This window comes from Tissierella sp. (genome assembly GCF_031460495.1).
Taxonomy (GTDB): Bacteria; Bacillota; Clostridia; order Tissierellales; family Tissierellaceae; genus JAVKTS01.
This window is the reverse complement of the sequence record NZ_JAVKTS010000002.1, coordinates 642050-664672: the sequence shown is the minus strand read 5'-3', so window position 1 is coordinate 664672 and position 22623 is coordinate 642050. Positions and strand designations below refer to the sequence as shown.

At 30.5% G+C, this 22623-nt stretch carries 24 protein-coding genes and 1 other annotated feature; of the genes, 22 read left to right on the top strand and 2 right to left on the bottom strand.

Annotated elements, in window-relative coordinates:
- Positions 1-78 precede the first annotated feature (78 nt).
- The 7 genes from RIN63_RS07430 (at position 79) to RIN63_RS07400 (ending at position 7779) form a co-directional block, all read left to right on the top strand.
- A complete protein-coding gene (locus tag RIN63_RS07430) occupies positions 79-2241 on the top strand; it encodes a bifunctional (p)ppGpp synthetase/guanosine-3',5'-bis(diphosphate) 3'-pyrophosphohydrolase (RefSeq protein WP_310444076.1) in 2163 nt (720 codons plus the stop codon).
- An 11-nt stretch (positions 2242-2252) separates the two neighbouring features.
- Complete coding sequence (gene dtd / locus RIN63_RS07425) at positions 2253-2702, top strand: D-aminoacyl-tRNA deacylase (RefSeq protein ID WP_310444075.1); 450 nt, start codon at positions 2253-2255, stop codon at positions 2700-2702.
- An 11-nt stretch (positions 2703-2713) separates the two neighbouring features.
- Entirely contained in the window at positions 2714-3334 is a 621-nt protein-coding gene (locus tag RIN63_RS07420; protein ID WP_310444074.1) for an MBL fold metallo-hydrolase, read from the top strand.
- Positions 3335-3425: 91 nt separating this feature from the next.
- Positions 3426-4730 carry a coproporphyrinogen dehydrogenase HemZ gene (gene hemZ / locus RIN63_RS07415; protein WP_310444073.1) on the top strand — a complete coding sequence of 435 codons (1305 nt, stop codon included), beginning with the start codon at positions 3426-3428 and terminating at the stop codon, positions 4728-4730.
- A 70-nt stretch (positions 4731-4800) separates the two neighbouring features.
- Positions 4801-4998 (top strand) — a binding site (T-box leader).
- A 46-nt stretch (positions 4999-5044) separates the two neighbouring features.
- Positions 5045-6823 carry an aspartate--tRNA ligase gene (aspS, locus tag RIN63_RS07410; protein WP_310444072.1) on the top strand — a complete coding sequence of 593 codons (1779 nt, stop codon included), beginning with the start codon at positions 5045-5047 and terminating at the stop codon, positions 6821-6823.
- A gap of 249 nt (positions 6824-7072) precedes the next feature.
- The gene (locus RIN63_RS07405) at positions 7073-7495 is read left to right on the top strand and encodes a SoxR reducing system RseC family protein (protein ID WP_310444071.1); all 423 of its coding nucleotides are present in this window, start codon (positions 7073-7075) and stop codon (positions 7493-7495) included.
- 17 nt (positions 7496-7512) lie between these two features.
- Entirely contained in the window at positions 7513-7779 is a 267-nt protein-coding gene (locus RIN63_RS07400) for a metal-sensitive transcriptional regulator (RefSeq protein WP_310444070.1), read from the top strand.
- Here RIN63_RS07400 and RIN63_RS07395 read toward each other — a convergent pair.
- Complete coding sequence (locus tag RIN63_RS07395; RefSeq protein ID WP_310444069.1) at positions 7776-8213, bottom strand: threonine/serine exporter family protein; 438 nt, start codon at positions 8211-8213, stop codon at positions 7776-7778. The genes RIN63_RS07400 and RIN63_RS07395 overlap by 4 nt on opposite strands.
- Positions 8214-9002 (bottom strand): threonine/serine exporter family protein, encoded by a 789-nt coding sequence (locus tag RIN63_RS07390; RefSeq protein WP_310444068.1) that lies wholly within the window; start codon positions 9000-9002, stop codon positions 8214-8216.
- 160 nt (positions 9003-9162) lie between these two features.
- Here RIN63_RS07390 and glyA point away from each other — a divergent pair, with 160 nt between their 5' ends.
- The 15 genes from glyA to RIN63_RS07315 all read left to right on the top strand — a co-directional run bounded on the left by glyA (position 9163) and on the right by RIN63_RS07315 (position 22614).
- The gene (gene glyA / locus RIN63_RS07385) at positions 9163-10392 is read left to right on the top strand and encodes a serine hydroxymethyltransferase (RefSeq protein ID WP_310444067.1); all 1230 of its coding nucleotides are present in this window, start codon (positions 9163-9165) and stop codon (positions 10390-10392) included.
- A gap of 101 nt (positions 10393-10493) precedes the next feature.
- Positions 10494-11822: a DUF512 domain-containing protein gene (locus tag RIN63_RS07380; protein WP_310444066.1), complete on the top strand. Its 1329-nt coding sequence runs from the start codon at positions 10494-10496 to the stop codon at positions 11820-11822.
- 11 nt (positions 11823-11833) lie between these two features.
- Complete coding sequence (der, locus tag RIN63_RS07375) at positions 11834-13150, top strand: ribosome biogenesis GTPase Der (RefSeq protein ID WP_310444065.1); 1317 nt, start codon at positions 11834-11836, stop codon at positions 13148-13150.
- Between the two features lie 3 nt (positions 13151-13153).
- Positions 13154-13747 (top strand): glycerol-3-phosphate 1-O-acyltransferase PlsY, encoded by a 594-nt coding sequence (gene plsY / locus RIN63_RS07370; RefSeq protein WP_310444064.1) that lies wholly within the window; start codon positions 13154-13156, stop codon positions 13745-13747.
- A gap of 13 nt (positions 13748-13760) precedes the next feature.
- The gene (locus RIN63_RS07365) at positions 13761-14789 is read left to right on the top strand and encodes an NAD(P)H-dependent glycerol-3-phosphate dehydrogenase (RefSeq protein ID WP_310444063.1); all 1029 of its coding nucleotides are present in this window, start codon (positions 13761-13763) and stop codon (positions 14787-14789) included.
- A 115-nt stretch (positions 14790-14904) separates the two neighbouring features.
- Positions 14905-16383, top strand: a complete 1479-nt coding sequence (gene spoIVA, locus RIN63_RS07360; protein ID WP_310444062.1) for a stage IV sporulation protein A — start codon at positions 14905-14907, stop codon at positions 16381-16383.
- 153 nt (positions 16384-16536) lie between these two features.
- On the top strand, positions 16537-16911 hold the full coding sequence (locus RIN63_RS07355; RefSeq protein WP_310444061.1) for a hypothetical protein: 375 nt from the start codon (positions 16537-16539) through the stop codon (positions 16909-16911).
- Between the two features lie 32 nt (positions 16912-16943).
- Positions 16944-18233 (top strand): HlyD family efflux transporter periplasmic adaptor subunit, encoded by a 1290-nt coding sequence (locus tag RIN63_RS07350; RefSeq protein ID WP_310444060.1) that lies wholly within the window; start codon positions 16944-16946, stop codon positions 18231-18233.
- 2 nt (positions 18234-18235) lie between these two features.
- On the top strand, positions 18236-18940 hold the full coding sequence (locus RIN63_RS07345; protein WP_310444059.1) for a YggS family pyridoxal phosphate-dependent enzyme: 705 nt from the start codon (positions 18236-18238) through the stop codon (positions 18938-18940).
- Between the two features lie 10 nt (positions 18941-18950).
- Positions 18951-19391 carry a cell division protein SepF gene (locus RIN63_RS07340; protein ID WP_310444058.1) on the top strand — a complete coding sequence of 147 codons (441 nt, stop codon included), beginning with the start codon at positions 18951-18953 and terminating at the stop codon, positions 19389-19391.
- A 20-nt stretch (positions 19392-19411) separates the two neighbouring features.
- Positions 19412-19678: a YggT family protein gene (locus tag RIN63_RS07335; protein ID WP_310444057.1), complete on the top strand. Its 267-nt coding sequence runs from the start codon at positions 19412-19414 to the stop codon at positions 19676-19678.
- An 11-nt stretch (positions 19679-19689) separates the two neighbouring features.
- The gene (locus RIN63_RS07330) at positions 19690-20469 is read left to right on the top strand and encodes a YlmH/Sll1252 family protein (protein WP_310444056.1); all 780 of its coding nucleotides are present in this window, start codon (positions 19690-19692) and stop codon (positions 20467-20469) included.
- Between the two features lie 14 nt (positions 20470-20483).
- Complete coding sequence (locus RIN63_RS07325; RefSeq protein WP_310444055.1) at positions 20484-21044, top strand: DivIVA domain-containing protein; 561 nt, start codon at positions 20484-20486, stop codon at positions 21042-21044.
- Positions 21045-21109: 65 nt separating this feature from the next.
- Entirely contained in the window at positions 21110-21862 is a 753-nt protein-coding gene (locus RIN63_RS07320; protein ID WP_310444054.1) for a bifunctional 3-deoxy-7-phosphoheptulonate synthase/chorismate mutase, read from the top strand.
- A gap of 119 nt (positions 21863-21981) precedes the next feature.
- On the top strand, positions 21982-22614 hold the full coding sequence (locus RIN63_RS07315; protein WP_310444053.1) for a TraR/DksA C4-type zinc finger protein: 633 nt from the start codon (positions 21982-21984) through the stop codon (positions 22612-22614).
- Positions 22615-22623: the final 9 nt, after the last annotated feature.

Genomic DNA, 22623 nt, shown 5'->3' with positions numbered 1-22623 from the left:
TATTAATTAATGGGTATTTATAAGTAATAAGTATTAATTTATTTTCATATGTCATTTTATTAGAAGAAGGTGAATCCAATGTTAGAAAACTTAATATCCAGAATAGAACAATATAATTCAGAAGCTGATTTACAACTTGTTGTAAAGGCATATAGTTTTGCTCAATCAGCTCATGATGGGCAAGTAAGAAATTCAGGCGAGAAATTCTTTGTTCATCCTGTCAATGTAGCTTTGATTTTAGCGGATATGAATATGGATACTGCTACTATTGTCGCTGCACTTCTTCATGATGTCATTGAAGATACAGAAATAAGTTATGAAACAATAGTTGAAGAATTTGGAATTGAAATAGCAGATTTAGTAGATGGTGTAACTAAATTGAAAAAATTGCAATATAAGACAAAACAAGAAAATCAAGCTGAAAACTTACGCAAAATGGTAATGGCTATGGCTAAGGATATTAGAGTTATTATTGTAAAATTAGCTGATAGGCTTCATAATATGAGAACTTTAGAATATATGAGTGATGAAAAAAGAAAAGAAAAAGCACTAGAAACTTTAGAAATATATGCTCCAATCGCTCATAGACTTGGTATTTCAAAGATTAAATGGGAGCTAGAAGATTTATCATTAAGGTATTTAGATCCAGCAAATTATTATGATTTAGTAGAAAGAGTATCAAAACGAAGACAGGAAAGAGAAGCATATGTAAAGGATGTTATAGATTCATTAAGTAGAAAATTAGATGAAGTTAATATAAATTTTGATATAAGTGGAAGACCCAAAAACTTTTATAGTATATACAAGAAAATGGTTCATCAGGGAAAAGCATTTGAACAAATTTTTGATTTAACAGCCATAAGAATTATAGTAGATAATGTTAAGGATTGCTATGAAGTACTAGGGATTGTTCATAATTTATGGAAGCCTCTACCTGGAAGGTTTAAAGACTATATTGCAATGCCAAAGCCTAATATGTATCAGTCCATCCATACTACTGTCATTGGAATTAAGGGCGAAATATTTGAAGTTCAGATTAGAACATGGGAGATGCATAGAACAGCAGAGTATGGAATAGCAGCACATTGGAAATATAAAGAAAATGTTTCTAAATCAGATAGTTTTGATGATAAATTAACTTGGTTGAGACAATTAATGGAGTGGCAATCAGACTTAAATGATCCAAAGGACTTTATGGATACATTGAAAATAGATTTCTTTACAGATGAAGTATTTGTATTCACTCCCAAGGGTGATGTAATTAATTTGCCTGATGGCTCTACTCCAATTGATTTTGCATATAGAGTCCATACAGAAGTAGGGAATAAATGTGTTGGTGCAAAAGTAGATGGAAGAATTGTACCTTTGAATTATAAATTAAAAAATGGAAATATTGTTGAAGTCATCACATCTACAAATAGTAACGGGCCAAGTAGAGATTGGATTAAAATTGTAAAAAGTACTCAAGCAAAAACTAAAATTAGACAATGGTTTAAGCTTAAGGAAAGAGACTTCAATATTATTCGTGGGAAAGAATCACTAGAAAAAGAAGTTAAAAGATTAGGGTACAAACAATCAGAGTTTTTAAAAGATGAATGGATTAAATCCATTGCTTCAAAAGTTAGCATAAATTCAATCGATGACCTATATGCATCTATTGGGTATGGCAGTATAACCTTAAATCAGGTTATTTCAAAATTGAAGATTCTATATAATGATTATAATAAAATCACAGATGAAAATTCATATGTGGAGAGTAAAATTCAACAACCCTCACCTAAGAAAGGTAGCAAGGGTACTCAGGGTATTAGCATAAAGGGAGTAGACAATATTAAGGTAAGGTTTTCAAAATGTTGTAACCCAGTACCAGGAGATCAAGTAGTTGGATTCATAACTAAAGGTAGAGGAGTTTCTATTCACAGGACAGATTGCCCAAATATTACTTTGTCTGATGATACAGAAAGATTTATTGAAGTTGAATGGGATTTTCAAAAAAAGGCATCTTATCCTGCAGAGATTCAAATTAAAGCATCAGATAGAGCAGGGCTACTAGCTGAAATAACACAAAAGATAACTGACTCCAATTTAGGATTGTTATCTTTAAATGCAAGGACTAGTAAAGATAAAGTTGTATTTATAAATTTAACTCTTGAAATCAAAGATATAGAGGAACTAAAAGAGTTAATACGTAAATTTAAAAAAATAAAGAGTGTAATGGATGTATATAGGGTTACAGCTTAGGAGTGATATATATGAGAGCAGTAGTACAAAGAGTTTCTAAAGCTTCAGTTAAAGTAGATAATAATATAGTAGGTAATATTGGTAAGGGGCTTGTAGTATTACTTGGAATAGGTGGAGAAGATGATTCAAAGGATTTAGACTATTTAGTAGATAAGGTATTAGGACTTAGAGTATTTCAGGACGAGAATGATAAGATGAATTTATCTCTAATGGATATTAATGGGGAATTATTAATCATATCACAATTTACCCTTTATGGAGATGTAAGAAAAGGTAAAAGACCTAGTTTTTCAGATTCAGCAGATCCCCATATTGCCGAGGAAATGTATTTAAATTTTGTTGATAAATGTAAGAACAGTGGACTTAAAACTGAAAAAGGTGTTTTTGGAGCTGATATGGATGTAGAGTTAATAAATGAAGGACCAGTTACAATAATGCTAGATAGCAAAAAAATATTTTAGGAGGAATCAAATTGAAGATTATTAGAATACCAGCTGGAATTTATGCTGCCAATTGTTATATTATATTTTCTGATAATATAAAAGAAGGAATAATAGTAGATCCAGGCGGAGACGCTGATGAGATACTTTCATATATAAGAGAAAATGATATTAAAATCAAGTATATAATCTTGACCCACGGTCATGGAGATCATATAGGAGGAGTAGCAAAATTAAAAGATGAATTAAAAGTACCAGTTATGATTCATGAGGCAGATAGGGATATGCTAGTAGATGGTAGTAAAAATTTGTCTTCTGTAATGGCTATGGGCTCTATAGCTATTGAACCTGATAGATTGATTAAAGATGGAGACTGTATTGCATTTGGAGATTTAGAAGCAAAGATTATTCATACTCCTGGCCATACACAGGGAGGTATATGTATTATGGTTGAAGATAATATAATTACAGGGGATACTCTATTTGCAGGATCCATAGGTAGAACAGATTTATTTGGTGGAGATTTTGATACTATAATTAAATCTATTAAAGAGAAGTTAATGAATTATGCTGATGATGTAAAAATACATCCAGGACATGGTGGGGCATCGACAATAGGTAAGGAAAGGATTTCGAATCCGTTTCTTAAATAAGGTGATTACATGGTAAAAATATTATTGGAAGGGTATCCTTGTCCTTAACACCCTTTCTAAGGCAACTGGGGAAATATACGCTAAGACTGAATTGTATGTAGATAATCTGTTAGTCAATCAATCAATTGAGGATGTTAATTCTATAGAAGTATTTTCAAGATCCATAGATAAGAATATTAAAATTGGAATTAAAAAATCTTTATATAATTGTTTAATATCCATATCTGATAGCAAAATTCCCTGGGGTATTCTTACAGGGATTAGACCAGTAAAGATTGTTCATGATTTACTGGATAAAAATATTGCTACAGATGAAATAATTAAAGTATTAACAAGTGAGTATAAGATAAATGTAGACAAAACAAATTTAATAATGGATATCGCAAAACAGCAAAGGGACTATATATATCCTATAGATGGGAAAAAATACAGTCTTTATATTAGTATACCATTTTGTCCTACTAGATGTTTGTATTGTTCATTTCCTGCAGTATCTATAAAGGGATATGAAAATTATATTAAAGAATATACTTCAAGATTAATATATGAGATTGAAGAGATTAGCAAATCAATGAAAGAGAAAAAGATTAATACGGTTTATATAGGAGGTGGAACCCCCACTGCCATTCCTCAAATTGAGTTAGAAAAAATTATTGAATCAATTCACTATGAATTTGGAGATAAAAATATAAATGAGATTACTGTGGAAGCAGGTAGACCAGATACTATTACAAAAGAATATCTAAAAATGCTAAATAAAAATGGTATTAAAAGAATAAGTATCAATCCTCAAACTATGAATAATGATACTTTGAAATTAATCGGGAGGCAACATAGGGCTGAGGACATTATCAAAACATACCATTTAGCAAAAGATATTGGTTTTGATGTAATTAATATGGATTTAATTATAGGACTTCCTAACGAGGATCTTAGTGATATAGAAAATACATTAAAAGAGATTAAAAAACTTGATCCTGAGAATTTGACAGTACATACATTATCAGTGAAAAGAGGGTCTAGATTTAAAGATACAATTGATAAATACACATTGCAAAGCTATGATATATTAGATAGTATGTTGAATAAAACAGTAGAATATTCTATTGAAAATGGATTATATCCTTATTATCTTTATAGACAAAAGCAGATATTGGGAAATTTTGAAAATGTAGGGTATTGTAAACCTGAATTAGAGTGTATTTACAACATAGCAATGATGGAAGAAAAAGAAACTATAATGGCGGTAGGAATGGGTGCTGTATCTAAGATTTATTCTCCAAAAGATAATAAAATAGAAAGAGTACCTAACTTCAAAGATTTAAAAGAATATCTTGAAAGAATAGATGAATTGATAGAGAGTAAGAGATTAGCCTTAGACAGAATAATATTATAAAGACCGTGAAAGAATAATCTAGAAAGACCTTGACATCATGAATATTTTATTCTATAATTAATGAAAATAAATATATACTTTGATAAAGAATAGTAGTTAAATCCCTTAGATATAGAGAGCCAGTGACGGTGAAAATCTGGTACTAATATTTGACGAAGACACTTTTGAGTTAATAATCTGTAAGGATTAATTCGCAGCAATGCGTTAAAATTTTGAGTGAGGAATACCTAATTAGGGTGGTACCGCGAGATTGCCTCTCGTCCCTGAATATCAGAGATGAGAGGCTTTTTATTATTTTTGGGGAGGTAATGTAAATGTCAGAAAAGATGGGAAGCTTGAGAAGAAATGTTATGTGCGGAGAATTAAGGCCAGAACATGATGGCAAGGAAGTTGTTTTAATGGGCTGGGTACAAAGGGAGAGAAATCTAGGTTCCTTAATATTTATTGATTTAAGGGACACTACTGGTATTTCACAAATTGTATTTGATAATACTGTGTCTGAAGAAATATTTACAAAGGCTGAAAAGATTAGATCAGAATTTGTATTAGCTGTGAGAGGGAGAGTAAGGCTTAGACAGAGTATAAATAAGGAAATACCTACGGGTGAAGTAGAGGTTTTAGCAGAGGAGCTTAAGATATTAGATGAATCTGAGACTCCACCAATATATATTAAAGATGATGATAATGTATCTGAGACTATGAGATTAAAATATAGATATCTTGATTTAAGAAAGCCTTCAATGCAAGATAAATTGAAACTAAGGGCCAAAACCAGTAAAATAGTAAGAGATTTTCTTGATGATAATAATTTTATTGAAATAGAAACTCCAATGCTTACAAAACCAACACCAGAAGGAGCTAGAGATTATTTAGTGCCTAGTAGAGTAAATCCTGGTGAGTTTTATGCATTGCCACAATCACCACAATTGATGAAGCAACTTCTTATGGTATCTGGAATGGATAGATATTTTCAAATAGTTAAATGCTTTAGAGATGAGGATTTAAGAGCTAATAGACAGCCAGAATTTACTCAAATTGATATTGAAATGTCCTTTGTTGATGTAGAGGATGTTATATCAATTAATGAAAAATTACTCTATAAATTATTCAAGGAATTGAAGGGAATAGAGATAGAATTGCCAATTAAGAGAATGACTTATAATGAAGCCATGGAAAGATATGGTGTTGATAAGCCAGATTTAAGATTTGGGTTTGAATTAAAAAACATATCTGATCTAGTTCAAAATTGTGGGTTTAAGGTATTTAGTTCTGCTGTAGAAAACAATGGTTCTGTAAGGGGCATAAACATTAAAGGATATGGAAGTAGCTTTACTAGAAAGGATATCACGGCTTTAGAAGAGTATGCAAAAACTTATGGTGCAAAAGGATTGGCTTGGATAAAGATAACTGATGAAGGAATTACTTCTCCTATTGCAAAATTTTTTACTGAAGAAGATTTTGCTAAGATATTAGATAAAATGGAAGGCGAAAATGGAGATTTAATCTTATTTGTAGCAGATAAACAATCAGTAGTATTTGATAGTTTAGGAAATTTAAGAAATGAAATAGCAAAGAGATTGAATATCATAGATGAAAATGATATGAAACTAGTTTGGATAACAGAATTCCCCTTGTTTGAATATGATGAGGAAGAAAGTAGATATGTGGCTAAGCATCATCCATTTACTCACCCTATGGATGAGGATATAGACTTACTTGAATCTGCTCCTGAAAAAGTTAGAGCTAAGGCTTATGATATTGTTATTAATGGAGATGAGATGGGCGGGGGAAGTATTAGAATCAATAGCTCAGAATTACAGAAGAAGATGTTTAGCGCATTAGGATTTACAGAAGAAGAGGCGTGGAATAAGTTTGGATTTTTACTAGAGGCTTTTAAATATGGTACTCCACCTCATGGAGGACTTGCATATGGATTTGATAGACTTATTATGTTATTATCTAACACCTCAAATATTCGTGATGTAATAGCATTTCCTAAGACTCAATCAGCTACTTGCTTGATGACTGATGCACCAACAGTTGTTACTGAAAAACAGTTGGAAGAAGTCCATGTTAAGATTAATGTTAAATAGTTAAAAACTAGCTAATTTTACAGTGGTACTATATGGTGTAGGTGGAGTAGGTGTTTTGATGCAGAAATATTAGCAAGAACTTGATAAGGCAAGATTATTTGAATAGATTATGATATAATAGATATAACCAATAATAATAGGAAATTCATACTACAAGAAAGACAGTATGATTGCCTAAAGTGAAGGTTGTAGTAGGTTTAATTATTGCATAGATATAATTAAGAATCTTGCATTATAGGAGGTGTACAAATGGAACAAATGGGTGTAGTAAAAAAGGTAATTAATGGTAAGGCTGAAATAGAGGTAAAGAGGATATCAGCATGTGGAGAAAACTGTAAAAGTTGTGGTGGTGGATGTGATGGACCAAAGCATGTAGTTATTCTTCCAAATAATATTGGCGCAAAAGCAGGGGATTTAGTTGAGATTATAGGTGAAACCAAGAATATACTAAAATATACTATGATAGTATATTTGATTCCTTTGACATTGTTTATTCTTAGTATACTGATTAGTACAAAGATTCTCAAGAAAGTTGACATAAGTAATTATGAACCACTTAGCTTTTTAATTGGTCTAGTATTTTTAGCTGTAGGGTATTTTGTAGTTAAATTTATAGACAAAGATTTAGGAACAAAAGATAATAATGCCATAAGAATTACAAGAATTATTTAATTAAAGGAGTGGGATTATTGGCGGATAAGACTGCTGTTATAAAAAGGCTAAGACGAGTGGAGGGCCAGATAAAAGGTATACAAAAGATGGTAGAGGAAGAAAAATTTTGTGGAGATATATTAATACAAGTTTCAGCCGCAAGAGCTGCATTAAATAGTGTTGGTGGATTAATTCTTGAAAACTATATAAAAAATTGTTTGCAGGATCAGTTAGAAGGCAATGGTAAAGAGGAAGCATTAGATAAATTAGTAGATACTATGTTAAAGTATACTAAACAAAACTAATCCTTTTGTCTCATCCTTTTAATAGATTTAGAAAGAACTGAAGAAATAATTATTCCAATAGATATTGCAGCACTTATAAAGAAGGTCTCTACTCCTTTACTAAGTGCTAGAGAGAAATCATTTTCTATAAAAGCCAACATAGTATAATACATTCCGGCACCTGGCACCAATGGAATTATTCCAGGGGTGATATATAAGGTTGCCGGTTTTTTGTTTAATCTTGCAAATATTTCTCCTAGCATCCCTACTGTTAGAGCCCCAAAAAAACTACCTGCAATATTACTATTAAATAGATTCGTAGTTATGAAATATAAAATCCAACCTGATGCACCTGCAATACCAGTATGAAATAAAGTCTCTTTTGGAGAGCTAAACAACATTGAAAACCCAATGGTAGACAAAAATGATATGATCAATTGTTTTAATATTTCCACTTAGAATCCTCCTTTCAAATAAAAATTAAGCATAATTCCAACTCCAATGGCTATAGCTAATGTAGAGAAGACAGCTTCCATACCTCTTGAGAGTCCAGATAAAAAATCTCCAGACATAGTATCTCTTATAGCATTTGTAAAAGCAACACCTGTAAATAAAGGGATTATTGAACCGATGATTATTTTATCAAGATTATCACCAATACCAATTTTAAGAGATAAATATGCTAATATACTAGCAAGAATAGCTCCTACAAAATTATTGATAAAAAAGGGTAGTTTAAATCTAGAAATTACATTTAAGGCAGATAAAACTAAGAAGCTGACCAAAAAACTTGCTATAGAATCAAATATTGTTCCATTATAAAGAATACAGAAAAATGCTGCTGCCATACTACCAAAAGCAGCTTTAGTTAAAGGTGAATAGCTGCTTACCTTATTAATTCTTTTTAATTCTTCTAATCCATCATCAATAGGCATGCCAGATGAAACAAAAGCTCTAGAGAATTCATTAACTAAATCTATCTTATTTAAATTTATAGAGATAGTTTTGATTCTTTTTATATAAGACATTAATTCTCCATTATAATCCAAAGATATAAATATTCCTGTCGGAATAACAAAAGCATCTACATATTGGATATTTTTTCTAGATTTACATATTCGTATTACTGTATCTTCAACCCTATAAGTTTCAGCACCACTCTTAAGCATTATTCTTCCTGCTAAGGTGGCTAAAACTAGTAGTTTTTTGACTTCCGCTCTATTGTAGTTTTCTGAATTGTCCATCTTTTCACTTCCTCAATTAATAATCTTGTAAATATACTAAAATATCTATATAATGTAAATGATTAGTTTTAATTGTTTTAATTAATATAAACTATATTATAGCATAGTTATTTTATATTAATCAAACAACTATTATAAAGATGAGGGGAGTTTGAAGAATATGGATTTTACAAATTTATCTAAACATGATCCAGAAATAATGAAGTTAATTGAGATGGAAACAAACAGACAGAAAAAGCATATAGAACTTATTGCTTCTGAGAATTTTGTAACCCCACAAGTTATGGAGGCCGCAGGTAGTTATTTAACCAACAAATATGCTGAAGGCTATCCAGCTAAAAGATATTATGGTGGATGTGAAGTAGTAGATATGGTAGAAGATTTAGCTCGAAATAGATTAAAAGAAATATTTGGAGCAGATCACGCTAATGTTCAACCTCATTCCGGTTCAAATGCTAATTTAGGCGTTTATTTTGCAGTGTTAAAGCCTGGAGACAAAGTATTAGGTATGAATTTATCACAAGGCGGTCATTTAACTCATGGTAGCCCAGTTAACATATCAGGTACTTACTTTAATTTTATAGCCTATGGTGTTGATGACGAAACAGAAACCATAGACTATGAACAAGTTAGAGAAATTGCTGTGAGAGAAAAGCCAAAAATGATTGTAGCAGGTGCAAGTGCATATCCAAGACAAATAGATTTTGCAAAGTTTAGAGAAATAGCAGATGAAGTTGGAGCATATTTAATGGTTGATATGGCTCATATAGCTGGACTAGTAGCAGTTGGTTTACATCCAAATCCAGTTCCATATGCTGATTTTGTAACTACTACAACTCATAAAACACTTCGTGGTCCACGCGGTGGTGCTATATTATGTAAAGAAGAATATGCAAAAGCTATAGATAAAGCTATTTTCCCTGGAATCCAAGGTGGCCCTCTTATGCATATAATAGCTGCAAAAGCTGTAGCTTTTGGTGAAGCTCTACAGGATGATTTCAAGGGTTATCAGCAACAAACTTTGAACAATGCAAAGGCATTAGCTGAAGGTCTTATAAAAAATGGATTTAGGCTAGTTTCAGGAGGCACTGACAATCATTTAATCTTAATAGATGTTAGAACTAAAGGATTAACTGGAAAGAAAGCAGAAGCGCTTTTAGATGATATTGGTGTTGCAACAAATAAAAATACTATTCCTAATGATCCTGAATCACCATTTGTAACTAGTGGTATCAGAATAGGTACTCCTGCAATGACAACTCGTGGAATGAAAGAAGAAGACATGTTAGAGATTGCTGAAATAATTAATTTAGCATTAGATGAGAGTAATGACAGAGATGCTATAAAAGATAGAGTAGCAAAGTTATGTGATAAATATCCATTATACTAAGTAGCAAACAAGCCTACAGGATTATCTGTGGGCTTACTCTTTACATATAAGCTTTAGTGTAATAGAATAATCTTAGGTTAGAAAAAAATTGAGGTGTAGATATGGAATTGAAGAATTTTACAGAAGATAAGAATATTATTGAGGAAGTCGCAGCTGGAAGTATAGCTGAAGAACTAGAATTAGAAGCAGGAGATATATTGCTATCCATAAATAATGTTCCTGTTAAAGATATACTGGACTATAAATACTTAATATCAGATGATTTAGTTGTTGTAGCTATAGAAAAACAAAATGGAGATATATGGGAATTAGAAATTGAAAAGGATTATGATGAAGATTTGGGAATAGTATTTACGAACCCTTTAATAGATAAAGCTAAATCTTGTCGAAATAAATGCATATTTTGCTTCATAGATCAATTACCACCTGATATGAGAGAAACATTGTATTTCAAGGATGATGACTCAAGGCTATCTTTTTTACAAGGTAATTTTATTACTTTAACTAATATGAGTGATGAGGAGATAGAAAGAATTATTGATTATAGGTTAAGCCCTATTAATGTCAGTGTTCATACTACAAATCCAGAACTCAGAACACAAATGTTGAATAATAAAAATGCAGGTAAAATTTATGATATATTAAAAAGATTTAGAGATGTAAAGCTAGAAGTTAATTGTCAGATAGTATTAGTGCCTGGTGTAAATGATGGAATGGAATTAGATAGAACATTATCTGATTTATCTGATTTATATCCTACTGTAGAATCAGTGGCGGTAGTACCCATTGGAATAACGAAATATAGAGAAAAGCTACAAAAAGTAGAGCCATATACTAAAGAATTATCAGAAGAACTGTTGAATTTTATTGAAGAAAAGCAAAATATATTTTTGGAGAAATTAGGAACTAGATTTGTCTTTGCATCCGATGAATTTTTTGCAATGACTGGGAGAAGATTACCTGAGCATAAGGACTATGAGGGATTTCCACAACTTGAAAATGGCGTAGGTCTAATGAAATCATTTGAAGATGAAGTGACAATGGAACTTATGAAAATTAAAAGCAGTATTAATGTTAATAAGAAATACATCTTAGCTACTGGAACTTTAGCCTATGATTTCATGGTTAGAATTAAAGATAATATATTAAAAAAATTTATTGGTTTAGAACTAGTAGTTATACCTATAGTTAATAATTTTTTTGGAGAGACTATTACTGTATCAGGTCTTGTAACTGGGCAAGATTTAGTGGAACAACTTATGCCATATGAAAATGTTGATGGAATTATTATACCGAGAACCATGATGAAAAGGGACGAAGAAATATTTTTAGATAATTTAACAATTAAGGAAATATCTCAAAGGTTAAATACACCTGTGATTCCATCAAGAGTTGAAGGTAAACATTTAATTGATATTATTAAGAATTGAGGGATGAAGAGATGAATAGAGCAATTGTATGTATAGTGGGAAGACCAAATGTTGGGAAATCAACTTTGTTCAACAAATTAGTAGGTAGAAGAATAGCAATAACAGAAGATACTCCAGGTGTTACTAGAGATAGGATTTATGCAGAAGCTGAGTGGCTTGGTAATTACTTTACTGTAATTGATACAGGAGGCCTTGAGCCAGAGAATGAAGAGATAATTATGGCTAATATTAAAAGACAAGCTGAGATGGCGATAGATACTGCTGATGTGATTTTGTTTGTAGTTGATGGTAAAGATGGACTAACATCTACAGATAAAGAAATAGGTAATATACTCAGAAAGTCAGGTAAAAGGATAGTAGTAGCTTGTAATAAAATTGATACACCAAAAACTCCAGATGAAATTTTTGAGTTTTATGAATTAGGCCTTGGGGAGACAATTGTTATCTCAGGAGAGCAAGGTCTTGGAATAGGTGACTTGTTAGATGAAATTGTTAAAAATTTTCCGGAGGACAAAGATACTGAATATGATGAAAGTCTTATAAGAGTTGCCATGATAGGAAAACCAAATGTAGGAAAATCTTCTTTGATTAATAATATTCTTGGAGAAGACAGAGTAATTGTAACTAATATTCCAGGGACTACGAGAGATGCTATTGATACCTATTTTGATTTTGGTGATGAAAGATATGTATTTGTTGATACAGCAGGATTAAGGAGAAAAAGAAGTATTTATGAAGACATAGAAAGATATTCTGTAATTAGGACATTGACTGCTGTGGATAGGTCTGATATATGCATTTTAGTTATAGATGCAACAGAGGGTATAACAGAACAAGATACAAAGATAGCTGGTTATGCTCATGACAATGGAAAAGCAATAATTATTGCAATAAACAAATGGGACTTAATTGAGAAGGATAGTAATACTCATTTAGAGTTTGAAAAGGAAATTAGAAAGACTCTAGGGTTTATTCTGTATTCACCAATAATATTTATCTCTGCTTTAACAGGTCAGAGGGTTGATAAACTATTGGAACTAGTTAATATCGTAAACAATAACTACAATCTAAGGATTAGTACAGGGGTATTAAATGATATTATTAATGAAGCAGTATTAATGAATCAACCCCCTAGTGATAAAGGGAAAAGAGCTAAAATATATTACGGAACCCAGGTTTCTGTGAGACCACCTAGATTTGTAATATTTGTGAACAATAAGGAGTTAATGCATTTTTCCTATGTAAGGTATTTGGAAAATCAAATAAGAAATCACTTTGGGTTTGCAGGTGTGCCTATCCAGATTGAATTCAGAGAAAAGGGTGAATAATATATGAAAGTATTTATCACCATACTTATATCCTATTTAATAGGATGCTTTTCATCTGCATATTTTCTAGGGAAAATTTCAAAAAACATAGATATAAGAAGTCATGGAAGTGGAAATGCAGGTGCGACTAATGCTCTTCGTGTCTTAGGTACGAAAATGGGAATTCTAACTTTTGTCTTAGATATATTGAAAGGAATAGTTGCAGTAATGTTAGGTAAATATATATATGGATTTAATGGAGGACTATTAGCTAGTGTATTTGTAGTTTTAGGACATAATTTTCCAGTGTTCCTTGGATTTAAAGGTGGAAAAGGTGTAGCAACATCTCTAGGAGTACTATTAATACTCAACTGGCAAACTGCATTGATTTCATTGGTGATAGCTGTTATTTTTATTTTAACTACAAAATATGTTTCTTTAGGATCAATTATGGCTTCTTTGGTTGCACCAATTGCTATTTTCATAGTATCAGATTCATCAAATAAATTATTATTTATTACTACTTTAGTACTTGCTTCTCTATCCATAATAAGGCATAAAGCCAATATAATGAGATTGTTTAAGGGTAAGGAAGCCAAACTAGGAAATAAAATATAGGCAGGTGTTTGTAATGACTGAAAGAATAGGAGTATTAGGTGGAGGAAGTTGGGGAACTGCTTTAGCCATTTTGTTAGCTAACAAGGGCTATGATGTAAGCATGTGGCTTAGGGATCAAAAGCAAATTGACGAAATGAAAGACTCTAGAGTGAATAAAAAATATCTCCCAAATGTAACTTTGCCAAATAATCTTAAATTGACCAACGATTTAGAAGAGGTAAATTATAAAAAAGACATGATAGTTTTATCAGTTGGGACTCATGGTATCAGGGATGTGTTAAATAGCTGTAAGCCTTATATAAAGTCCGATCAAATAATTGTAAATGTTTCAAAAGGGATTGAAAATGATTCGTTACTAAGGATATCAGAAATAGTTGAGGAAATTCTGCCTGATAGTAAGTATGTAGTTCTTTCTGGACCATCTCACGCAGAGGAAGTTGCAATTAATATGCCTACCACTGTTGTTTCTGCATCAAAGCATAAAAAGATTGCTGAATATGTACAGGATTTATTTATTACTCCTGGTTTTAGAGTATATACAAATCCAGATGTTATAGGTGTAGAACTAGGCGGTTCCTTAAAGAATGTTATTGCATTAGGAGCAGGTATATCTGATGGATTAGGCTGTGGTGATAACACTAAAGCTGCATTAATGACTAGAGGAATTTTTGAAATGTCAAGATTAGGCGAAAAAATGGGTGCATCAGCAAATACATTTTCTGGACTTTCTGGTATAGGTGACTTAATAGCAACATGTACTAGTATGCATAGTAGAAATAGAAGGGCAGGAATACTAATTGGCCAGGGAGCAAAGATTGATGATGCTATCAAAGAGATTGGCATGATTGTAGAGGGTATTAAGACAACTAAGTCTACTTTTATGCTGGCTAAAAAACATAATATAACTATGCCAATTACTGAAGAAATTTACGGTGTACTATATGAGGATAAGGACGTAAAAGATTCTGTTTATAATTTGATGGTTAGAGATAGGAAGCATGAAATGGAAGACATTGTGTTAGAAAAAAATAATTTCTGGTAACCTGCTATTTTTAGCAGGTTTTTTTTATTAGCTTGTAATATTTTTTAGTACTTCACGTATATATATAATGTTAAGTATTGTATTTAAATAATTTTAATCATAAGGGGGGAATGGTGTGGAGGTATTTGATATATACAAAGATATCGCTGAACGAACAGATGGAGATATTTATGCAGGTGTTGTCGGACCAGTAAGAACGGGTAAATCCACATTTATAAAAAGATTCATGGAATTACTTGTTTTGCCTAATATCGATAATAAGCATAAGAAAGAAAGAGCTAAGGATGAACTACCTTTAAGTGGTTCAGGAAAAACCATTATGACTACAGAACCAAAATTTGTTCCGAATGAAGCTATAGAATTAGTTTTAAATGAGAATATAAGCTTCAAGGTTAGAATGGTGGATTGTGTAGGTTACTTAGTTAGTGGAGCATTAGGTCATGAGGAGAACTTCATACCTAGAATGGTAACTACTCCGTGGTATGAGAAAGAAATACCTTTTGAAGAAGCTGCAGAAATAGGTACTAGAAAGGTCATAACTGATCACTCTACAATTGGTTTAGTCGTGACAACAGACGGCTCAATTACTGATATAGACAGATCAAATTATATTAAAGCAGAAGAAAGAGTAATATCAGAATTAAAAGAATTAGATAAACCTTTTGTTATAATACTTAATTCCAAACATCCAAATTTGGATAGTACAATTGCATTAAGAGAAAGCTTGCAAAGTAAGTATGGAGTTTCTGTAGTTGCTTTAGATTGCTTAAATATGGGAATAGATGATATTGAAAGATTATTTGAAAAATTATTATTTGAATTCCCAGTAAAAGAGGTTACAATCAATTTGCCAAAATGGATTGAAGGGTTACCAAAAAAACACTGGATAAAAAACAGTATTTTAAATTCTTTAAAAGAAACTATTGAAGGTCTACAAAAACTAAATGAAGTCTCTCATTTCCTCAACCCTTTAAAGGAATTAGATATTGTAAAAAATGTAAATATTGTTGAAATAAAATTGGGAGAAGGAATTGTACATTCAGAAATATTAATTGATGATGGATTGTTTTATAGTGTCTTAAAAGATATGACCGGATATTCCATTGATGGAGATTATCAATTGCTTGGTCTTATATCCAGGCTAGCTGAGACAAAGAAATCTTATGATAAAATTGAAAAAGCACTAATCGAAGCTAGAGAAATAGGATATGGTTTAGTAAGCCCTAGTATAGATGAGTTGGAACTAGCTGAACCTGAAATCTATCGTCAAGGTAATCGCTTTGGCATAAAGCTTAAAGCAAAAGCTCCATCTCTACATGTACTAAGGGCTGATATAGCAACAGAAGTTTCTCCACTTATAGGTACGGAAAAACAGTCTGAGGAGTTAATACAGTACTTATTAGAGGAATTTGAAGGTGAACCATCAAAAATCTGGCAATCCAATTTATTTGGGAAATCATTGTATGATTTAGTTAATGAACAACTTCAAGGTAAACTTAGTACAATGCCTGAAGATGCTCGACAAAAAATTAGAAGAGCTCTTGAAAGAATAATAAATGATGGTAGTGGTGGTTTAATTTGCATAATTATATAGCAAAAAAGGTAGAAGATTTTCTACCTTTTTTTACATTGTCTGAATTATTTAATATGAATAATTGGTAATTATAATTTTATATAGCAAAGTTATTTAAATCATTATCCGGTTATGATATACTAATACATAGAACAGTTACTTGGAGGTGCAAAATTGCTAGAGTTTATACAAACTATTTTGATTATGTTATTTATAGCTAGTATTTTTGGGTATTTATTTGTAATACTAAAAGAAAAGATATATTTAAAAAATAATATAGTATTTATAGATAAAAAGGTTGTTACTCAAGAACATTTAAATGAAGCAGATATGAAAGAGTTTATGTTAAATGGACTAAGAGTAAAAGCTGGAGATGAAGTTAAAGTTATTACAAAGGCTAAAGAAAAATACAATGGCATAGTTATAGGTGCGAAAAAGCGTGAGAAATCAATAATGATGGTTACACATAGAGATGAGATTAAGTTTTTTGAGATTGATAATATATTAAAATTTAAGATTAAAAGTAAATATGGAAAATTTTTTAACTAATAGAAAAGATATAATTATAAAGGGTGAACTATATGTCGTATTCTAAAAGAGAGAAGAATAGAAAAAAAAGAAAAATATATCAAGCAATAATAGTATCCTTTGTTTTTATTTGTTTGATTTTTCGGTCTGTTCCCTCCTTATTGGCGAATAATGCAAAGACTGTTTTGCCTGAAAAAGAAACTTTAATCAAAAAAATTACTGCCCAGGGCTATATCATTATGAATGAAGTTGTAATTAAATCTACGAGTAATGGAAGTATAGAATATTTAGTGAATGAAGGGGAAAGGGTAGCTGCAGGCATTGAAGTGGCTAATATCAATTCTCTTAATGATACTTCATCTTTAAAACAGGAATTAGTACAAGTTGAAGAATCCATATTAGCTTTAAAGAAATCAGAATCAGAAACTAAATTGCTGATAAATGAGACAACAAAGGTTGAGGATTTGAAAACGAACTTAATAACACAACTACAAGAGATGATTTCCTCGGGTAAATATGAAGAGATTTATTTATTGAAAGAGCAATTAGCTCTATATGAAGACAAAGTTAAGGACATTTCTTTTTCTGATACACTATTAGGCAAAAGTCTTGGAGGGTTGGAAGACAAGAGAGACAAACTAAAGGAAGAAATAAGTAGCAACCATATAAGGTATTATACTAGTGCTGGAGGAATAATATCTTATAATGTAGATGGATTTGAAAACATATTTTTGCCTAAAGATTTTGAAAATTATTCCTACGATAAATTAAGAGAGTTTAAAAAAACAGATAAAAAATATTTAAGTACTAATATTTCTGTAGGGGATTCCATTTATAAGATTATAGATAATTTCCAATGGTATATTGCCGTTAGAGTAGAAGACATAGAAGAAATAAAAGATTTTTCTCTCAATAATACTGTAAGGGTTAGTAGAAAAGGGGACAAGCAGGAAATAAAGGGAAAAATCGTAGCTATAAACACTTCCGACAGTAAGGCAGTTATGGTAATAAAGTTTACTGATAAATTACATGATTATTATAATACTAGGTTTCCAGAAATAGAAATAATTAAATACAAAGTGGATGGCTTAAAAATACCAACTAAAGCTATAATAGATAAAGATTCAATAAGAGGGGTATATATAAAAGATAAAAGTGGTATAGTGAAGTTTAGACCTGTAAAAATCCTTGGTGAAGAAGGTAATAATACTTATGTAGATTTAGGAGATAATAATGCAAATATATTATTAGAAGGTACAGAAAAATCAGTACAAACTATTACACTATTTGATGAAATCTTTACTAATACAATAAATATTAAAGAAGGACAAATAACTAATTAAGTTTGGAGGAGAGAAAAATATCAATTGAAAATAATATAAATGTAATAAAAGAAAATATATATGATTCTTTAAAAAGATCTGGAAGAGAAAATGATGAAGTCAAATTAATTGGTGTTACAAAGACTGTAGATATTAATAGAATAAATGAAGCAATTCAATCAGGTATATTGGATATTGCTGAAAATAAAGTACAGGAATTGGTAACAAAATATGATATAATCGGTAGTAAGGTAAATTATCATATGATAGGACATCTGCAAACCAATAAAGTTAGAAATATCATTGGAAAAACAAAGCTAGTACACTCACTAGACAGAATATCTCTAGGAAAAGAATTGGATAAAAGATCAAAAATGAATGAAATAGTTACTGAAGTCCTTGTACAAGTTAATGTAGCAGAAGAGGAAACTAAATTTGGACTTAAAGTAGAAGATGTATTATACTTTATTGAGGAAGTTCTTAATCTAGAAAATATTAGAGTAAGAGGTTTAATGACTATAGCACCAAATACAAGTGATGAGAAATTTCTTAGAACAGTTTTCAGGACTATGTTTAAGCTTAAAGAAGATATTAGTAATAGAAATTATAATAATTTAACAATGGATTATTTGTCTATGGGTATGACGAATGACTACAAAATAGCTATTGAAGAAGGTTCTAATATGATTAGAGTCGGATCTGCAATTTTTGGAAGTAGAAATTATTAGGAGGGATAAAATGAGTAATTTTATGGATAAGATCAAGTATTTTATAGGAGTACAGGATTCAGATGAAGAAGAGAGAACTGAAGAGTTTGAAGAGTATGATGATGATGATTATGAAACAGCTGTACCAACAAAAATGAAAAAAATTAATAATAAAGTTGTAAACATCCATACTAATAGTAATATGAAAATAGTTGTTCACGAACCACTTAGTTACGATGAAGCCCCTAGTATAATTGATGATTTAAAGTCTAGAAAAACTGTTATTGTTAATTTGGAGCAATTGGACAATGGCATTAAGAAGCAAATATTTGATTTTATAAATGGTGGGCTATATGCTATGGAAGGTAATATTCAAAAAGTAACTAAGGATATATTTATTTTTGCTCCTAGCAATGTTGAGATAGATGGCTTAAAAGACGAGTTAAAAAATAAAGGGATATTCTCATGGTAGAAAAGGAGTAGGTTATATAAATGACACTTTTATATAAATCAATATCTATACTGATTAATTTAATTGAAATATTAATTGTAGTAAGAATTGTGTTTTCGTTTTTAAATATTCGTAGGAGTACAATATTTACTAGTTTTGTTTACCAAATGACAGAGCCAGTACTAGTCCCTGCACAAGCATTACTTGCTAAACTTAAGATTAACACAGGAATGATTGATTTTTCACCAATGTTAGCTATTTTGTTTCTTAGATTTGCTAATGAAATATTCGCGAGAATTCTTTTGTAGAAGGTATCCATATGAAGATTAATAAAGAAAAATATGTATCTCATATAAAAGATTATAACAAAATAATAGATATGAGAAGAATAATTGATAAGATTGAGTTAGTACTAAATAATCATTATACGGAAACTACAGATTTTCTTGATCCATATGAAAGATTATTAGCTAAATCAATATTAAACAGGTTCCCAGATATTAAATATTTTGAAAAGGGTGGAAATCCTGAATCAGAGAGGCAAATTATAATTATATGTAATAATTATACTGACAATATAGATTTAAATATAACCGTATTGAGAATTACTGGAGATTTAGAAAATCTATCACATAAGGATTTTTTAGGAGCAATACTTAACTTAGGTATAAAGAGATCAAAAATCGGGGATATTTTAGTACATAAGGATTATACTGACATCATAGTTAAAAAAGATATATCGGATTTTATTCTATTCAATTTGGAGAAAGTTGCAAACAAGAAGATATTCATCACAGAAGAGCCATTAGAATCTCTTAGCCCTGTTGAACCATCTTATAAAGAACTAAATAAAACATTGTCATCTTTGAGGCTTGATGTATATATTAGTGCTACTTATAATTTATCGCGTCAAGAAAGTATGAATATTATTAAATCTGGGTATGTAAAGGTTAATTGGGAACCAGTAGATAAGCCTGCTAAAGAATTGGAAGCAGGAGATACAATATCTATTAAAGGATATGGTAGATCTATTCTTTATTCAATTGAAGGATTAAGTAAGAAGGATAAAATAAGGACTTCTATAAGAATACTAATATAAATGGAGTGAAATAAATGATTACACCATTAGATATACAAAATAAAGAATTTAAAAAATCCATAGTAAGAGGATATAAAACTAAAGATGTTGATTCTTACTTAGATTCTATAAATGATAATTATGAGAAACTATATAAAGAAAATATTGAGTTAAAAGATAAAGTTGGAATCTTGACCGATCAGATTAGACAGTATAATAATTTGGAAGAAACATTGAAGAGTACTTTGGTTATAGCCCAGAGTACAGCAGATGATGTGACTAGCTCTGCTAGAAAGAAAGCAGAGTTAATAATAGAAGATGCTGAAATGCAAGCTAAAGATCGAATTAATACTGCTCGTGAAGAAGTAAAGAATATTAATGAGGAATATAATCACTTGAAAAGAGAAATTTTCATATTCAAGACTAGATATGAATCTTTTATCAGGTCTCAACTTATTTCCTTAGAAGAGTTCTATGATGAACATGAGATCAAGAATCAACCTAAAGAAACAATAAAAGATGGAAGAGTTTTCAATAAAGAAAATCAAATATCTATTGATGATAGCGTTGAAGAAATAGACCATTTGGGGGCATAATAGCCTCTTTTTTCTTTATTTTATTATATTATATAAATTATATGAATGTAGTTGGAGGAATTTAAATGACAAGAAGTATAGAAATTGATAAAGATATAATTATTGGAAATGGTGAGTTCACTATAATTGCTGGACCATGTGCGATTGAAGATGCTAAACAAATGGATGATATAGGCAGTTATCTTTCTAACTTAGGAGTTAAGATATTGAGAGGTGGTGTATTTAAGCCTAGGACGAGTCCTAAATCATTTCAAGGATTAGGAATAAAAGGATTTACAATTCTCAATGATATTAGAACTAAGTACAAGCTTAAAGTAATTTCAGAAATAATGGATCCAAGAGATATTGAAGAATCATATGATTATATTGATATTATTCAGATTGGTTCACGAAATATGCAAAATTTTTCATTGCTTAAAGAGGTAGGAAAGACAGACAAACCTGTAATGTTGAAAAGAGGTATGAGTGCAACTATCAATGAATGGATTATGGCAGCTGAATATATAAGATCAGAAGGTAATGAAAGAATAATTTTATGCGAAAGAGGCATTAGAACTTTTGAAGATTATACAAGAAATACATTAGATTTAATGAGTATTCCAATACTAAAGGAAAAAACAGATTACCCAATATTTATTGATCCTTCCCATGGTACAGGAAGAAGAGAATTAATTCTTCCGGCTTCCAAAGCAGCAAAAGCATTGGAAGCAGATGGAATAATAGTGGAAATACATCCAGATCCAGATAATGCATTATCTGATGGTTTTCAATCTCTTGATTTCCATAGATTTAGTCACTTATATAATACTTTAAAATAAGAATAAAATTCTACAAGTATTGTAATATTATACTATCTAGTTTATTGAATGATTATTATCCTACTGGTTATATTATTAGTCAAGATAAAAATTTGTGACTAATTATATTGGAGGTAATCATGGATAAAGATAAACTTCATTATTATAGAAAAAGATTAATAGATGAGAAAAAGAAATTACTAAAATCCTTAAATAATATGAATAATATGGAAGAATATGGTTCCATGGATGTATATTATAGTGATATATCAGGATATGATAATCATCCAGCAGATATCGGAACGGAAGTTTTCATGATGGAACAAGACAACGGATTTAAAAATAAATCAAAAAATAATATACAAGAAATTGATAATGCTTTAGAAAACATTAAAAATGGTAGCTATGGAATTTGTGAAATCTGCAATAAAGAAATTGATAATAATAGACTTGATCTTATACCATATTCAACATCATGTATAGAATGTGCTAAAGAGTTTACTCCTGTAGTTGATACTTCGTCAAATGACAGGTTTATACCTATTGAAGAAGAGCAAGGTAGTTCCTTTTCAGATACTGATGAGGAGATGATTGAATTTGATAGAGAGGATGCATATCAGGATGTAGTTTCATTTAATGTTGTAACAAGGGATCCTTCATTCTCCACAGGAGATAATTTAAATGTTATGGATGAACAAGATGGAGATGATGGGGATGAAGTTGAAGAAATTGAAAAGATATCTCAAGAATATTATAATGAAACATTATCATAAAAACTTCTC

What these genes read in the sequence shown, in the direction of transcription:
- RIN63_RS07430 (WP_310444076.1), top strand. Translation starts at nt 79, where the DNA reads ATGTTAGAAAACTTAATATCCAGAATAGAACAATATAATTCAGAAGCT.
- dtd (WP_310444075.1), top strand. Translation starts at nt 2,253, where the DNA reads ATGAGAGCAGTAGTACAAAGAGTTTCTAAAGCTTCAGTTAAAGTAGAT.
- aspS (WP_310444072.1), top strand. Translation starts at nt 5,045, where the DNA reads ATGTCAGAAAAGATGGGAAGCTTGAGAAGAAATGTTATGTGCGGAGAA.
- RIN63_RS07405 (WP_310444071.1), top strand. Translation starts at nt 7,073, where the DNA reads ATGGAACAAATGGGTGTAGTAAAAAAGGTAATTAATGGTAAGGCTGAA.
- RIN63_RS07390 (WP_310444068.1), bottom strand. Translation starts at nt 9,002, where the DNA reads ATGGACAATTCAGAAAACTACAATAGAGCGGAAGTCAAAAAACTACTA.
- glyA (WP_310444067.1), top strand. Translation starts at nt 9,163, where the DNA reads ATGGATTTTACAAATTTATCTAAACATGATCCAGAAATAATGAAGTTA.
- RIN63_RS07380 (WP_310444066.1), top strand. Translation starts at nt 10,494, where the DNA reads ATGGAATTGAAGAATTTTACAGAAGATAAGAATATTATTGAGGAAGTC.
- der (WP_310444065.1), top strand. Translation starts at nt 11,834, where the DNA reads ATGAATAGAGCAATTGTATGTATAGTGGGAAGACCAAATGTTGGGAAA.
- plsY (WP_310444064.1), top strand. Translation starts at nt 13,154, where the DNA reads ATGAAAGTATTTATCACCATACTTATATCCTATTTAATAGGATGCTTT.
- RIN63_RS07365 (WP_310444063.1), top strand. Translation starts at nt 13,761, where the DNA reads ATGACTGAAAGAATAGGAGTATTAGGTGGAGGAAGTTGGGGAACTGCT.
- RIN63_RS07350 (WP_310444060.1), top strand. Translation starts at nt 16,944, where the DNA reads ATGTCGTATTCTAAAAGAGAGAAGAATAGAAAAAAAAGAAAAATATAT.
- RIN63_RS07340 (WP_310444058.1), top strand. Translation starts at nt 18,951, where the DNA reads ATGAGTAATTTTATGGATAAGATCAAGTATTTTATAGGAGTACAGGAT.
- RIN63_RS07335 (WP_310444057.1), top strand. Translation starts at nt 19,412, where the DNA reads ATGACACTTTTATATAAATCAATATCTATACTGATTAATTTAATTGAA.
- RIN63_RS07330 (WP_310444056.1), top strand. Translation starts at nt 19,690, where the DNA reads ATGAAGATTAATAAAGAAAAATATGTATCTCATATAAAAGATTATAAC.
- RIN63_RS07325 (WP_310444055.1), top strand. Translation starts at nt 20,484, where the DNA reads ATGATTACACCATTAGATATACAAAATAAAGAATTTAAAAAATCCATA.
- RIN63_RS07320 (WP_310444054.1), top strand. Translation starts at nt 21,110, where the DNA reads ATGACAAGAAGTATAGAAATTGATAAAGATATAATTATTGGAAATGGT.
- RIN63_RS07315 (WP_310444053.1), top strand. Translation starts at nt 21,982, where the DNA reads ATGGATAAAGATAAACTTCATTATTATAGAAAAAGATTAATAGATGAG.